Origin of the sequence: Micromonospora sp. DT68 (assembly GCF_049847245.1) — a bacterium.
GTDB lineage: Bacteria > Actinomycetota > Actinomycetes > Mycobacteriales > Micromonosporaceae > Micromonospora > Micromonospora profundi.
Window position 1 is genome coordinate 12891 of record NZ_JBNCNZ010000012.1, and the last position, 13618, is coordinate 26508.

General features: G+C 71.8%; 14 protein-coding genes. 6 read left to right on the top strand and 8 right to left on the bottom strand.

What is annotated here, in order from left to right:
- Positions 1-41: 41 nt before the first annotated feature.
- From ACPXB1_RS21075 to ACPXB1_RS21085, 3 genes are all read left to right on the top strand, one after another.
- Positions 42-677 carry a hypothetical protein gene (locus tag ACPXB1_RS21075; protein ID WP_355593981.1) on the top strand — a complete coding sequence of 212 codons (636 nt, stop codon included), beginning with the start codon at positions 42-44 and terminating at the stop codon, positions 675-677.
- A gap of 90 nt (positions 678-767) precedes the next feature.
- Entirely contained in the window at positions 768-2906 is a 2139-nt protein-coding gene (locus ACPXB1_RS21080; RefSeq protein WP_355593979.1) for a M14 family zinc carboxypeptidase, read from the top strand.
- A 95-nt stretch (positions 2907-3001) separates the two neighbouring features.
- Positions 3002-3268 (top strand): hypothetical protein, encoded by a 267-nt coding sequence (locus tag ACPXB1_RS21085; protein ID WP_355630659.1) that lies wholly within the window; start codon positions 3002-3004, stop codon positions 3266-3268.
- A 161-nt stretch (positions 3269-3429) separates the two neighbouring features.
- On the opposite strand, the gene ACPXB1_RS21090 is transcribed toward ACPXB1_RS21085, so the two are convergent.
- Positions 3430-3978: a hypothetical protein gene (locus ACPXB1_RS21090; protein WP_355593975.1), complete on the bottom strand. Its 549-nt coding sequence runs from the start codon at positions 3976-3978 to the stop codon at positions 3430-3432.
- A 138-nt stretch (positions 3979-4116) separates the two neighbouring features.
- Between ACPXB1_RS21090 and ACPXB1_RS21095 the strand changes: the two genes are divergently transcribed.
- Positions 4117-4464, top strand: a complete 348-nt coding sequence (locus tag ACPXB1_RS21095) for a hypothetical protein (protein WP_355593973.1) — start codon at positions 4117-4119, stop codon at positions 4462-4464.
- A 51-nt stretch (positions 4465-4515) separates the two neighbouring features.
- Here the strand turns inward: ACPXB1_RS21095 and ACPXB1_RS21100 are convergent, their stop codons facing one another.
- From ACPXB1_RS21100 to ACPXB1_RS21115, 4 genes are all read right to left on the bottom strand, one after another.
- Entirely contained in the window at positions 4516-4983 is a 468-nt protein-coding gene (locus ACPXB1_RS21100; RefSeq protein ID WP_355593971.1) for a ribose-5-phosphate isomerase, read from the bottom strand.
- An 88-nt stretch (positions 4984-5071) separates the two neighbouring features.
- Positions 5072-6271, bottom strand: a complete 1200-nt coding sequence (locus ACPXB1_RS21105) for a DUF1015 family protein (RefSeq protein ID WP_355593969.1) — start codon at positions 6269-6271, stop codon at positions 5072-5074.
- A gap of 89 nt (positions 6272-6360) precedes the next feature.
- Positions 6361-6987, bottom strand: coding sequence for a hypothetical protein (locus tag ACPXB1_RS21110; RefSeq protein WP_355593967.1), 627 nt, complete (start codon positions 6985-6987; stop codon positions 6361-6363).
- Between the two features lie 181 nt (positions 6988-7168).
- Complete coding sequence (locus ACPXB1_RS21115; RefSeq protein ID WP_355593965.1) at positions 7169-7795, bottom strand: disulfide bond formation protein DsbA; 627 nt, start codon at positions 7793-7795, stop codon at positions 7169-7171.
- Positions 7796-8016: 221 nt separating this feature from the next.
- On the opposite strand from ACPXB1_RS21115, the gene pepN reads away from it, so the two are divergent.
- Positions 8017-10566 carry an aminopeptidase N gene (gene pepN / locus ACPXB1_RS21120; RefSeq protein WP_355630665.1) on the top strand — a complete coding sequence of 850 codons (2550 nt, stop codon included), beginning with the start codon at positions 8017-8019 and terminating at the stop codon, positions 10564-10566.
- An 81-nt stretch (positions 10567-10647) separates the two neighbouring features.
- Positions 10648-11211, top strand: a complete 564-nt coding sequence (locus ACPXB1_RS21125) for a Uma2 family endonuclease (protein WP_355593961.1) — start codon at positions 10648-10650, stop codon at positions 11209-11211.
- A gap of 70 nt (positions 11212-11281) precedes the next feature.
- On the opposite strand, the gene ACPXB1_RS21130 is transcribed toward ACPXB1_RS21125, so the two are convergent.
- The 3 genes from ACPXB1_RS21130 to ACPXB1_RS21140 form a co-directional block, all read right to left on the bottom strand.
- The gene (locus tag ACPXB1_RS21130; RefSeq protein WP_167943004.1) at positions 11282-11689 is read right to left on the bottom strand and encodes a DUF5130 family protein; all 408 of its coding nucleotides are present in this window, start codon (positions 11687-11689) and stop codon (positions 11282-11284) included.
- A complete protein-coding gene (locus ACPXB1_RS21135) occupies positions 11676-11960 on the bottom strand; it encodes an aa3-type cytochrome oxidase subunit CtaJ (protein WP_355630672.1) in 285 nt (94 codons plus the stop codon). Before ACPXB1_RS21135 ends, ACPXB1_RS21130 begins: the two co-directional genes overlap by 14 nt.
- A 72-nt stretch (positions 11961-12032) precedes the next feature.
- Complete coding sequence (locus ACPXB1_RS21140; RefSeq protein ID WP_355630667.1) at positions 12033-13499, bottom strand: amidase; 1467 nt, start codon at positions 13497-13499, stop codon at positions 12033-12035.
- Between the last annotated feature and the right edge of the window lie 119 nt (positions 13500-13618).

The following is a 13618-nucleotide window of genomic DNA, read 5'->3' on the forward strand; positions in this document are numbered from 1 at the left end:
GATAGTCACGGCCTTCACCGCGGCCGCCAGCACACCCCCTGTTGCTGCGCCCGCTCATCGTCCATGATCTCGCCATGACTCCCGCTCCGGTCATCAGTCCCGTGGAACTGCGGCCCCGCCGCATCTGGTTCTTCATCGCGGCACTGATTCCCGTTGGTGGCGCGGTGGCCGCCGTCGGGGTGTTGCTGCTCGTCTTTCTTTCCGAAGGTGACCTGGGACAGCCCCTCACGCTCGGCCAGCCTGTCACTGTGCAGCTCTCTGACGAAAAGATGGTGTGGTTCAGGACGGCCGATGGGCGACCTCCTGACGTCGAATGTGCGGCGTCCCCGAAGGACGGCGGGAAAATGGTCGAATTCGGACAGACAAACGTGCTCGTCGCGGGCGCCAAGGTGGACGACGGCCAGTGGCGCGGCCTGCTCACGCTTCACGCCAGGCCAGCCGGCAGGTACGAGGTGATCTGCACGGCGGCCGGGGCCGGCCCGCAACCGGCCCTCTCGATCGGTGATCCGCCACGCTTCTACGGTCCCCAGGACACCGCTATGGGCAGCCTTGCGGCATTAGGTGTGACCAGCACCGGTGTGGTCGCTGGCCTGGTGCTGGCGGTGGTCGTGGCGGTCCGACGCGGCATGCACCGCGCCCGCCTCCACCCGCAGCCCACCGCCGCACAGGGCGGTTGACCCGCTGCGGGTGCCCCCAGATCACTTGACAGGTGTCGATCCGTGCACTGGTGTGAGGAACAGTGACATCGACGTCCGTCAGGAGGGCACATGATCGTCCGACGACGGTGGACAGCTGCCGCCACCACAGCGATCCTGATCAGCGCGGCACTGTCCCACCCCGGTCCGGCCACCGCGGCACCCACCGCGCCCGCACCCATCACCCTGACCACCACCGAAACCGCTCTGGTACGGGTGCAGCTGCGCGATCAGGCTCAGCTCGACCGGCTGGTCGCCAGCGGCGCGGACCTCGCCAACCGGCCCAGGGCCCGCGACGGGCGGATCCTCGCCGACCTGGTGCTCACCGGCGCGCAGCTCGCCGACCTGACCGCACAGGGCGCGACAGCCGTGCAGATCGTGCAGCGCGCCGGGGACGGCAGTCGGCACTTCGCCGACAGCGTCCGCGCGGCACAGGCCCGCACCGCCGCCGGGCTGCGGGCACCCTCGGCCAGCGCGGACGAACGGACCACCGCCGCCGCCGTCGACACCCTCCAGGTACAGCAGGCGTACTGGTGGACGACAGGCGGGCAGACGTTCCTGCAGGCACAGGTGGCGACCACCGCCACCGACGACCCGGACGTGGAGATCACCGTCAGTTGGCGGACGGCCGACGGCGCCACCGGGTCGTTTCCGCTCTACCGGTTCGAGGACTCGGGTGAGTACCAGTACCACTACAACCTCCCCCAGCCGGTGCCGAGCCGCCCGGTCCAGTTGACCGCCACCTCCAGCCTGGGCGGGGTCAGCCGGATGGTCACTCCGGCGCTCTGGCCGAACGCCACCCCGCCGCCGCTGCCCGCCGGCTACCAGAAGGACTTCATCGACGCGTACCTGACGCCTGTGGACATCCAGGCGCGGATCAAGCGGCTGGCCCGCCAGTACCGGGACCTGGTGGACGTCATCGACCTGCCGAACAAGACCCAGGGCTACCGGCGCACCGCCGCCGCGTACCTCGGTGACCCGGCGGTCGCCGCCGTGGTCGTCGAGTCGGTCCGCTTCGGCGACCAGAACATGAACGGCGTGCAGGTGCGGACCGTCGACCCGGGCCGGCGGAACCGGCCGCTGACGGTCGGCTACCGCGACCGGGTCCTCACGGTCTCACTCGCCACCGATACCGCCGGCAAGACGGTGAGCACCACCGACGAGGTCGCTGCGGCGATCAACGCCCGGCAACCGAACCGGTTCCGGGCCACCGTCGAGGACGGCTCGGCCGGGCTGCCCATGCCGGTCGCCGGCCCCGCCCGGCTCGACGACGGCCTCCAGGGCACCGAGGTGCCGGCGAAGCCGTGGACGGTGCAGGCGCTGCGCCTCGGCGTACACCGGGACGGCTCCCGGGTCGGCGTGCTCGCGTACTCCCAGGAACACGCCCGGGAGTGGGCCACGCCGCTTGTGACGCTTGAGTTCGCCGAGCGGATGCTTGCCAACTACCGCACCGACCCGGCGACCCGTGAACTGCTGGAACAGGTGGACATCTTCGTCATCCCGACCGTCAACCCGGATGGCGCGAACTACTCGTTCAACGACTACAACTTCCAGCGCAAGAACCTGGTCAACCACTGCACCGGGCCGGCGCGCGACCCGAAGAACCGCAACTCGTGGGGCGTCGACCTCAACCGCAACTACACGGTCGGGTCGTACTTCGACGGGTACGTGGGCGCCAGCGCCAACTGCCTGTCCGGCACCTACGCCGGCACGGCTGAGCTGTCCGAGGCCGAGAGCAGCAACGTCATCGCGCTCGCCAAGGCCCACACCAACATCAAGTTCGCGATGAACGTGCACTCCTACGGCGGGTACTTCATGTGGCCGCCGGGGGCGTACCGGGCCGACGGGCGGATCACACTTCCCCGGCCGTCGATCGACGAGTCGACGCTGTTCCTCAACAGCGCCCGACGGATCGTCGGTGCCATCGCGCAGGAACGCGGCACCGTGACCTGGCCGTCGCAGACCGGCCCGGTCGCCGACGTGCTCTACTCCGCCGCCGGCAACTCCGCCGACCAGCTCTACTACGAGCTGGGCATCTTCGCCTGGGACTTCGAGGTCGGCAACGACAGGTGGAACCCGACGACAGGCGAGTGGGAGGGCGTCGGCTTCCAGCCGCCGTTCGACGAGGCACACGGCGAATCCCAGGAGTACGCCGGCGGGCTTGTCGAGCTGGTCCGGGTGGCCCGCGACTACGCAGCCGCCCAGGGCTGAGCCTCAGTCGGTGCCGCGTCCGACAGTGGGCGCGGCACCGCCTGGTGGCATTTCGGCTGTTTCCGGCTGGTTGCCGTCGGGTACGGCCTGTCCTCATGGAGACGAAGAGCACCGCACACCTGATCGGCGGCCCCCGGGACGGCAGCACCCACGACACCGGTGGAGACGCCCTCGTAGAGATCGAAATCGACGGCATGATGCAGCGCTACATCCGGACCACCAAGCAGCACGACGACGGTGGGCCGCTCTACAACTACGACGGGATGGTCGCGCCCGACGGCGGCGAGCCCGGCGTCGAGGACCCGGCCGCCCGGGTCGTCTCGCCCCGCGCCGACGCCGAGGGGCACGGCGGCAGCCACTGACCGACGGCAGCCACTGACCGACACATCGACGGCACCAATCGGACCGGCCGGCCACGGATGAACCGTGGCCGGCCGGGTAAGCAGCCGCACTGCCTGGTGGGGAGACGACCGGTGTCGCGCGGGCGGGCGGCGAGAGCCCGCCCGCCCGGGCGTACGCCGGATCAGGTGTTCGTGGAGATCCAGTTCCAGGCGGAGACGACCCACTCGGTCTGCTGGAGCCACGCCACGCCAAGACCGACGAGGAAGACGGCAGTCGCCAGATGGGCACCCCGAGCGGTACGCCGGACCCGTCCGAGCTGCCGCTCCAGCACGATCCGGCCGATCAACCGGAACAGCGCGAACAGGCCGACAGCCACCAGCAGGCTCAACACCAGCACCAGCAGCGGGCCCGACAGGTCACCCTGACCGGAGAGCGCCCAGATCCCCCAGCAGACGAACGCGAACAGGCCACCCGCCGCGCTCCACTCGCCGCCGCGACGTAGCTGCGCCAGCCGCCAGCTCAACGGCCGGCGCGGTGCCGGCTCACCCGGCCAGCCCGTCCCGGTCGGCTCCTGCCCGACAACCGGGAACGGTACGGTACGCGGGTTGGCGGGCTGACCCACCGGCGCCACACCACGGCGGAAACCGTCCCGCTGTGGCGGCACACCGACGCCGGCCTGCGGTGGCACCTCCACGGTTCGCTCCGCCCACGGCTGCGTCTGGTCTGCCATCTTGTCCTCCCCCTGACCGGCGGCACCAACACCGCCTGAACCCGAGGGTAGCCAGCCGGCAAATCGGTCGCCGAATCCCGTACGTCGCGGACCGGCACCAGGTGTCGGATACGCCTCCGGCCGGGGTACGGTCGACTGATGGGTGACCCGGACCGACGCAGGCGACGGCTGCGGCACCAGATCGCCCCCGACCCGGCCGGGCCGGGCGTCGACGGCTCGACGGTCAGCACGGCCGGTGTGCACGACGGCGTGGATTCGCCACCGCCACCGCGCCGCCGCAACGGCAACGGTGACGAGCGTGACGGGGAGCGGGGCCTGCGCGGGCTGGTCGGCTCCGGCTCGTCCCAGGTGGGGCTGAGCGCCGCGCTGCGGGCCCGGGACGCGGCACGGCCCACCGACGCCGACCTCGCCGAGGCGGAAGCCCGGGTGGTGGTCGTGCGGCGGAACTGGGTGCCCCGCGAGGACCTCCCCCGCGCGCCACGCTGACCGCGCCGAGCCGGTCAGCGCAGGCACGGTCAGCGGTAGCCCGCGAGCAGGTCAGGGCAGGTCGGGCAGCTGCCGGGTCCGCTCGTACTCGCCGACCTGGTCGATACGCCGTGCGTGCCGCTCGTTGCCGGAGAACGGGGTGTTCAGGAACGCCTCGACGATGGCGGTGGCCTCGTCCAGGGTGTGCTGGCGGGCACCGACGGCTACCACGTTCGCGTTGTTGTGCTGGCGGGCCAACTCCGCGGTCTCGACGCTCCAGGCCAGTGCGGCGCGTACGCCCGCGATCTTGTTCGCGGCGATCTGCTCACCGTTGCCGGACCCGCCGATGACAACGCCGAGAGAATTCTCGTCGGCCACCACCCGGTCGCCGGTGTGCAGGCAGAAGGTCGGGTAGTCGTCGTCGGGGTCGTAGTTGTGCGGGCCGACGTCGACCACGTCGTACCCCTGCTTGGCCAAGTAGTTGGCCAGGTGCACCTTCAACTCGAAACCGGCGTGATCGGATCCCAGGTAGACGCGCATACCGCGCAGTCTGTCAGGCCGCTGTCGGGGACGCCGCATGGGCGGCGTCCCCGAGCCGGGTATGTCACACGGGTGCGCGGGTCACCGCTCAGTGCGGCAGCTCCGCGACCACCAGACCGCCGCGCGCCTTCGGGGTGAACCAGGTGCTCTTGCGGGGCATCTTCTCCCGGGCCAGGTTCACCGCGACGAAGTCCTCCACCGTCACCGGTGCGATCAGGATGGCCAGCTCGGCCCGGCCGGCGTCGACCTCACCGGTGAGCCAGCTCGCCGGGTAGTCACCGCCGACGTAGGTGATCCGCTTGTCGCCCGGCTCCAGCCCCAACGCGTCGCGCAGCAGCAGTCGCTCGACCTGGGCGTGGTCCAGGTTCTCCAGCCGGTCGGCGGCGGTGGCGGGCAGCCGCACCGCGTACCCCTGGCCCGCGAGCCGGAGATGGACGGTGCCGCCGGCCGCCGGGACCTCGACCGGGCCGTCGATCGGCTCGACCTCCGCGCCGGCTGCGCGCAGCCGGTCGAGCAGCTCGGCGGAGGTGGTGGTCAGCTCGCTGACCAGGCGGTTGTATGGCTGGATGGCCACCGACGCGGGGGTGGTCACCACGGCCAGGAAGCGCGGCAGCCCACCGGTCTGGGCGGCCAGGCTGCGGTGGTTGCCGTCGGCGACGACAAGTTCGCCCCCGCCGGCGAGGGCGGTGAGCGTGTCCTGCTCCGGCCCAGGGCCGATCAGCCAGATGGCGTGGGTGCGCCCCGCCTGGTCGGTGTCCGTCGCGGCGGGCACGCCGGCCGTCTCGGTCGCCGCCGCGAGCGCGGTGTGCAGCTCGTCGCCGCTTCCGGTCTGCAACAGGAGTACGGGTGAGAGCAGGTGACCGAGCGCCTCGGCAAGCGCCACCCGCTCGCGCACCTTCGCGATGAAGACGTCCTCGTTGCGGATGACCAGGCCCGGCTCGTCGGCCCGGGTGGAGATCTGGTCGGTGTCCACCATCGCGAACAGCCCGTACGCCGGGGCCTCGTCGGGGGCGCTGATCCGGTACAGCACCACCACCTGCTCGGCGGGGGTGTAGCTGCCGTCGGCCTTGGCCTCGGCGAGGCGGGCCACCGAGTCCGGCAGCGCGTCGAGGAAGGACTTGCCCAGGCTGCCCGGCGCCCGGTGCGGCATTTCGATGCCGAGGGCACTGTGCGGGTTCGCCTCGATGATCGAGGTGATCTCCGCGTCGTCAGCGAACTCGTCATAGTTCTGCGCGCCGGTGCCGCCAGTGGTGATCCAGGCCCGGGCGATCGGATGCACGACCGTCATGTCCACTGACGCTACCGGCGCTGGCGGCACCACCGGCGGGGACCCGCGCGGCGTCCACCAGATGAAAGTGCTGTACCGGGCTTGCGAGGTCAGCCGGCGCGACCGGACGCGCCGTTGTGCCGGCGGTGCCGGCCGGCGACGACCGGACCGCCGTTGTTGCCTCGCCGGCCGGTCCCGACCGGGCCGCCGATCGCGTTGCGGCGGGGCGACGCGGGCGGCCCCGGCACGGGACGCTCGGGCGGCGGCGCCGGAACCGGCCGCGGGCTCAACGGCGGTGTCGGCACGGGACGCGGAGCGGTGGGCGCAGGCGGAGGCGGGGCCGGCTCAGCCGGAGCAGCCGCCGCCACGGGCACGACGGGCGCGGGCACGGCGGCCGGCACGGGTGCCGGGGGCGGGACGGCCGACACGGGCACCGCGGGCTCGGCGGCCGACACGGGCTCGGCGGCCGACGTGGTCGACACCACCAGCGCGCTGCCGGACGGCGCGACGGGTGCGCTCCCGGTCGGCGGGGTGGGCGGGGTCAGGCGGGAGGTGACCGGCACCCGGGCCACGCCGACCACGATGGGCGGCGCGAGCAGGTCCACGAGGTGGGCCGGAAGGTCGGGCCGGACCACCGGCCAGCGGGAGTCGTCGACCGACCAGTACGCCGGGTCGGGAGTCTCGATCACCCCCTGTCGGGTCAACTGATCGTCACCGGTCGCACGGTGCTTCGCCATCGGGATTGCCTCCACGAGCTGCGGTGTGCGGCCCTGCGGGTCGCTGCGGCGGACACCGAGGGAAACGACGCCGCCCGCCTACCGGTGACGCCGTGACCGCGAGGCGTACCCGTCGTCCGGCGCGGCACGCCCCCGCCAGGGCAACCGAGGCTGACCGGGCGGGGGCGCGGGTAGGCGTGGATCAGTCGAAGATCGGGCCCTCCTCGCGGGTGCGCTTGAGCTCGTAGAAGCCGGGAGTGCCGGCGACCAGCAGCACGCCGTCCCAGAGCCGACCGGCCGCCTCGCCCTTCGGCGCCGGCGTGATCACCGGGCCGAAGAACGCGACAGGAGAGCCGTCGGGGCCGGGCGCGTGGACGACCGGGGTGCCCACGTCCTGGCCGACCGGACGCATACCGGCCTCGTGGCTGGCCCGCAGCGCCTCGTCGTACTCGGTGCTGTCGGCCGCCGCGGCCAGCGCCGGGTCCAGGCCGGCGTCGGTGAGCGCGGCGACGTACAGGTCGTGGCCCCGCTCCTCCCCGCCGAGGTGGATCCGGGTGCCGAGCGCGGTGTAGAGCGGGCGCAGGGCGTCGTTGCCGTACCGCTGCTCGGCGGCGATGCAGACCCGCACCGGCCCCCACGCGGTCTTCAGGAACTCCCTGTACTCCTCGGGCAGTTCGTCCCGGCCGTCGTTGAGTACGGCCAGGCTCATCACGTGGAAACGAATGTCCACGTCTCGGACCTGCTCGACTTCGAGCAGCCAGCGGGACGTGATCCACGCCCACGGGCAGGCCGGGTCGAACCACATGTCGGCGGTGACACGATCGGTCACGGTGAGGTCCCTTCATGACGGTGGCGTCAGGTGTGCGACGCCGCACCCTCGATCCTCACCCCGCAGCCCATCGACCGGCACCTGAGTGAGAGCGTGACCTCGGCCACCGCGGGCTGCCCGTACGTGGAAGACTCGGGGCCGGGCCGGCGCCACAAGTGGTCGGCAGACGGGCGCCGCCGGGCGTACGGCGAATTGTGGGATGGAGACGAACAGTGCCGGGAGTGCGCAACCTGACGCAGGTGGAGGCGACCGAGCGGGCCAGCCTGCTCGACGTGATCGGGTACGACATCAGTCTGGACCTGTCAACCGCCGTGCTGGCGGCCGAAGGCCGCACGTTCCGGTCGACAACCGAGGTCCGGTTCGGCTGTACCGAGCCGGGGGCGAGCACGTTCATCGAGCTGGCCGCCGAGTCGGTGCGATCCGCCACTCTGAACGGCGCTCCCGTCGACCTGTCCGACTGGTCGGCCGAGAAGGGCCTGACGCTGTCCGGCCTGGCCAGTGAGAACGTCCTGGTCGTCGACGCGGACTTCGCCTACTCCAACAGCGGCCAGGGGCTGCACCGCACTGTCGACCCGGTCGACGGCGAGACGTACCTCTACAGCCAGTTCGAGACGGCCGACGCACAGAAGGTGTTCGCCTGCTTCGACCAGCCCGACCTGAAGAGCGTCTACACCTGGCACGCCACGGTCCCGGCGCACTGGCGGGCCGTGTCCAACATGCCAGTGCAGCGCGAGGAGCCGGCGGGTGAAGGGCTCAAGACGCTGCACTTCGCCGAGTCGCCCCGGATGAGCACCTACATCACGGCGATGTGCGCCGGGCCGTACCACGAGGTGCGCGACACCCACGACGGCATCGACCTGGGTGCGTTCTGCCGGGCGTCGATGGCGCAGCACATGGACACCGACGACCTGTTCCTGATCACCAAGCAGGGCTTCGACTTCTTCCACGAGAAGTTCGGTGTGCGCTACCCGCTGCCGAAGTACGACCAGCTGTGGGTGCCCGACTTCAACGCCGGCGCGATGGAGAACTTCGGCTGCGTGACGCACGCCGAGTCGCACTACCTGTTCCGCTCGCAGGTCACCGACTTCGAGTACGAGCAGCGGGCCAACACGATCCTGCACGAGATGGCCCACATGTGGTTCGGTGACCTGGTCACCATGCGCTGGTGGAACGACCTGTGGCTCAACGAGTCGTTCGCCGAGTGGGCCAGCCACTGGTGCAACACCCACGCCACCCGGTTCACCGAGGCGTGGACGACGTTCCTGTCCATCCGGAAGAACTGGGGCTACCGGCAGGACCAGCTCTCCTCCACCCACCCGGTCTACACCGAGATGCCGGACATGGAGGCCGTCGAGGTCAACTTCGACGGCATCACCTACGCCAAGGGCGCGAGCGTGCTCAAGCAGCTCGTCGCGTACGTGGGTGAGGAGCCGTTCGTGGCCGGGCTGCGGGCGTACTTCGCGAAGTACGCGTGGGGCAACGCCACATTCGACGACCTGCTCACCGAGCTGGAGGCGGCCTCGGGGCGGGAGCTGCGCAAGTTCGCGGCACAGTGGCTGGAGACCGCGCAGGTGAACACGCTGCGGCCGGAGCTGACGATCGGCGCGGACGGCACGTACGAGCAGGTGGTGGTCCGGCAGGAGGCGCCGGCGGCGTACCCGACGCTGCGTACGCACCGGATCGGCGTGGGCCTGTACGACCTGACCGACGGCCGGCTGGTGCGCCGCGAGCGGTACGAGGTCGACGTGACCGGCGAGCGGACCGACCTCGCCGAGCTGCGCGGTGTGCGGGCGGCCGACGTGCTGCTGCTCAACGACGACGACCTGAGCTACACCAAGCTGCGCCTGGACGACCGGTCGATGTCGACTGTGGTGCAGCACATCGGCGGCTTCGACTCGTCGCTGGCGCGTGCGCTGTGCTGGACCGCCGCGTGGGACATGACCCGTGACGCCGAGCTGGCCGCCCGCGACTACGTGGCGCTGGTGTTGGCGGGGCTGCCCGCGGAGACCGACATCAACCTGGTCACCGCCACCCTGCGTCAGGCCACCACCGCACTCACCCTGTACGCCGACCCGGCGTGGGCGCCGACCGGCTGGGCCGACCTGGCCCGCACGGCAAAGGACGCGCTCGCCGCTGCCGAGGCGGGCAGCGGCTTCCAGCTGGCCTGGGCTCGGGGGTACGCGTCGGCGGCCCGCTCCGACGAGGACCTGGCGACGCTGCGCGGCTGGCTGGACGGCTCCGGCGCACCCGAAGGGCTGACCGTGGACACGGAGTTGCGCTGGGCGGTTCTCGGCGCGCTCGTGGCCAACGGCGCGGCCGGCCCGGCCGAGATCGAGGCGGAGCTGGCCGGTGACCGCACCGCAAGTGGCGAGCGGGAGGCCGCGTACGTGCACGCGCTGGTGTCCACCGCTGCCAACAAGGCGGCCGTGTGGGATCTGCTGACCGGCACGGAGGCGCTGCCAAACTGGCGGCACCGGGCGCTGTTGCAGGGCTTCGCCCACCCGACGCAGGTGGAGCTGGTCACCCCTTACCGGGAACGCTACTTCGCGGCGGTGGGTCAGGTGTGGGCAACTCGGGACAGCGAGCCGGCGCAGGAGTTCGCCCAGTTGGCGTACCCGACCTACCTGGTGGACGACGACACGGTGGCGGCCACCGACGCGTGGCTGGCCGAGGACGGGCACCCCGCTCCGCTGCGCCGCCTTGTCGCCGAGGGCCGCGACGGTGTGGTGCGGGCGCTCAAGGCACGCGCGAAGGACGCCCAGGGCGCCTGACCGCTACTACCGTCGGGGGTCGGCGTGGGTGTGAACCCGCGCCGGCCCCCGGCGTTATCGTGACGGGAGGAGGTGGACGAGATGGCACATCCGATCTACCAGTGGCAACCACCGGATCGGGGCTGGCAGGAGCAGGACCTGTTCGACCTGCCCACCGACGGCAACCGCTACGAGATCATCGATGGAAGCCTGCACGTGACTCCTCCAGCCGGTCCCGAGCACCACGAGCTGGCCGACGAGGTACGGATGACGCTGCGCCAGGCGGCACCCACCGGCTGGCGGGTCATCCGGGAGATCGGCGTGCGGGTGCCCGGCGCCAACCTCATCCCCGACCTCACGGTGTTGCGCCCAGGCGCACCGCGCGAGCGGATGTGGGCCGAGCCGGCGGATATCGCGCTCGTCCTGGAAGTCGAGTCGGTCGGCAGCCGCCGGCATGACCGGTTCACCAAGCCGGCGCTCTACGCCGAGGCGGACATCGCGCACTACTGGCGTGTGGAACGTGGCGACTTCGGCCCGGTGGTCTACCGTTATCGGCTCGGCAAGGGCGACCACTACGAGCTGTTGGGCACTGTGGGCCCGGACGACCCGGTGACCGTTGACGAGCCGTGGGAGATGCGACTCGACCCGTCCGCCTGGCCGCGCTGACCGGCAGCTCTGGACAGGCCGAAGCCCGGCCCGCCGAGAGCGGGACCGGGCTTCGTCGTACGAGGAGGGCTCAGCCCTTGCCGGCGTGGCTGGCCAGCTGGTCGAGGCCGTTGATGATGCCGCCGGCCAGGTCACCGCCGCTGAACGCGCCGACCATGGAGAGCGCGGCCAGCTTGGCGTACGTGTCGGGGATGCGCTTGCGGGCGTGCCGCCCGGTGACGATCTCCAACTGGCGCTGGTTGGGCGACACCGCGATCAGCACCGACCGGTCGGGGTCGGCGAGCTGGCGGTGCAGCCGCTGGGCGTGCTCACGGACCGGCTCGTCGAGGCCGCCGACGAAGATCGAGAAGACCAGGCCGGTGCCCTGGTCGGCCAGGCGCAGGGCCTCGTCGATGCGCAGCAGTTGGCGGGTCGAGAACGGCCCGTCAAGCACCTCCGGCGGGTTTTCCGTCCCGGTCTGCTTCTCACCAACGGTCACTTGCGCCTCCGGTTCCACCGGCCGGCGCCTCGACGCTGGCCTGTTCAAGCTTGTGGCTGGTCAGGGCGGGTGCCTGCGCGCCCGCTGCCAGCGCGGTGCCGGCCGAGTCGGCCAGCTGCCCCGGGCGGCCCAGGAACCAGACCGGGGTGAAGTCGAAGGGCCGGCCGGGCCGGTAGCGCTTGGCGCCACCGCCACCGCCGCGGCTTCCGGCGTACGCCAGGCCGGCGATCACCAACACCGCAGCCACGGGGATGCCGACGAAGACCAGCAACGTCTCGGTAACAGACAATCCCAACGCCCCCAGGCGGAAGAAGGACCTCGAACAACCGGGCCGGATGGACGGTCACAATGGTGGCCGGCCGATTCCGTCGCTATTCACGTTAGCGGAGTCGACCGCCCGCCAGATTGCGGGGTGGCGATCCCACCAGTCACTGGCGTGTTCCAGTTGCGCAGCAGTCTCGAGAAGCCGCGCGTCGTGGCCGTACCGGCCGGTGAGCAGCACGCCGACGGGCAGCCCGTCGGCGGCCGTCGTGCCCACCGGCAGGGACACCGAGGGGTCACCGGTGACATTGAAAATGGCACAGTAGGGCGAGAATCGGCGTTGCCTGTCGAAGTCGGCTGCCGGGTCACCGTCGGCAGTGAACCAGCCGATGGGCGCCTGCGGTGCGGCGAGCGTGGGGCAGAGCAGCATGTCGCATCCGGCGGTACGGCGGGCACCGAGGCGGACCTGGGCCTGCAACTCGCCGAGGGTGGCTGCCAACGTGCCGGCGGAGATCTCGGCGCCCCGGGCACGCAGCAGCCGGGTCAGAGGCAGCAGCTCCGCCTCCCGCTGCGGGTCCACCGGGGAGAGCGCAAGCACGTACCAGATGGTCTCGAACAGCGGCCACGCCTCGGGGCCGAGCGGCGGTGGCACCTCGACCACCTCGTGGCCGGCGGCGGTGAGCAGCGCGGCGGCCCGGTCGACGGCGGCCACGCAGTCGGGGTGCACCGGCTCGTCGGCGAGCATCGGCGTGGTGAAACGGCCGATCCGCAGTCGGCCGGGGTCGGCCCGGCGGGCGGCGGCCAGGTATCCCCCGGGCGGGGCGGGCGGCGCCAGGTAGGGCTCGCCGGGCACCGGCACGGCCAGCACGTCGAGCAGCGCGGCGACGTCGGCGACGGTCCGTCCGAGCGGGCCGCTCGTGGGCAGGCCGAACGCACCGGAGCCGAGCGGTCCGCCGGACACCACGCCGCGACTGGGCTTGTAGCCGACCAGGCCGCAGAGCGACGCCGGGATGCGCAGCGAGCCGCCACCGTCGGAGCCCTGTGCGACCGGGACCAGCCCGGCCGCCACCGCCGCCGCCGCGCCGCCACTGGAACCCCCTGCGGTGTACGCCAACTGCCACGGGTTGCGGGCCGGCGGCGCGACGCGGCCCTCGGAGTAGAGCGAGCAGCCCAGTTCGGAGGTGGTCGTCTTGCCGAGGCTGACCAGGCCGGCGGCCTTGATGAACCGGACCACGTCGGCGTCGACGGGCGGGACGTAGTCGGCGAAGGCAGCCGAGCCGAAGGTGGTGCGGACCCCTGCGGTGAGGGTGAGGTCCTTGATCGCGGTCGGTACGCCGTGCAGCGGCCCGCGCGCCTCGGCCGGTGCGGCGTCGGCGGCCTTGGCGGCTTCCCGGGCGAGTTCCGGGGTGACAGTGACGAACGCGCCCACGCTGTCGCCGAGGGCCGCCACCCGGTGCAGGTAGTGCTCGACGAGGTCGACGCTTGACAACTCGCCACGGGCCATGGCGGCTGCCTGCTCCAACGCGGTCAGGTCGTGCGGCTCAACCATCCCGTCATCCTGCCGTCCGCCGCCACCCGCCGTACCCGACACTCGGACCGCAGACCAAACAGATCTTGGACAGTTTCCGTCCGCCCCGAACGGAAACTGTCCAAGATCTGCTCGCGCCC

Excerpts from the sequence above, each read along its gene's own strand:
- ACPXB1_RS21080 (WP_355593979.1), top strand. The coding sequence starts at position 768 with ATGATCGTCCGACGACGGTGGACAGCTGCCGCCACCACAGCGATCCTG.
- ACPXB1_RS21085 (WP_355630659.1), top strand. The coding sequence starts at position 3,002 with ATGGAGACGAAGAGCACCGCACACCTGATCGGCGGCCCCCGGGACGGC.
- ACPXB1_RS21090 (WP_355593975.1), bottom strand. The coding sequence starts at position 3,978 with ATGGCAGACCAGACGCAGCCGTGGGCGGAGCGAACCGTGGAGGTGCCA.
- ACPXB1_RS21095 (WP_355593973.1), top strand. The coding sequence starts at position 4,117 with ATGGGTGACCCGGACCGACGCAGGCGACGGCTGCGGCACCAGATCGCC.
- ACPXB1_RS21100 (WP_355593971.1), bottom strand. The coding sequence starts at position 4,983 with ATGCGCGTCTACCTGGGATCCGATCACGCCGGTTTCGAGTTGAAGGTG.
- ACPXB1_RS21105 (WP_355593969.1), bottom strand. The coding sequence starts at position 6,271 with ATGACGGTCGTGCATCCGATCGCCCGGGCCTGGATCACCACTGGCGGC.
- ACPXB1_RS21110 (WP_355593967.1), bottom strand. The coding sequence starts at position 6,987 with ATGGCGAAGCACCGTGCGACCGGTGACGATCAGTTGACCCGACAGGGG.
- ACPXB1_RS21125 (WP_355593961.1), top strand. The coding sequence starts at position 10,648 with ATGGCACATCCGATCTACCAGTGGCAACCACCGGATCGGGGCTGGCAG.
- ACPXB1_RS21140 (WP_355630667.1), bottom strand. The coding sequence starts at position 13,499 with ATGGTTGAGCCGCACGACCTGACCGCGTTGGAGCAGGCAGCCGCCATG.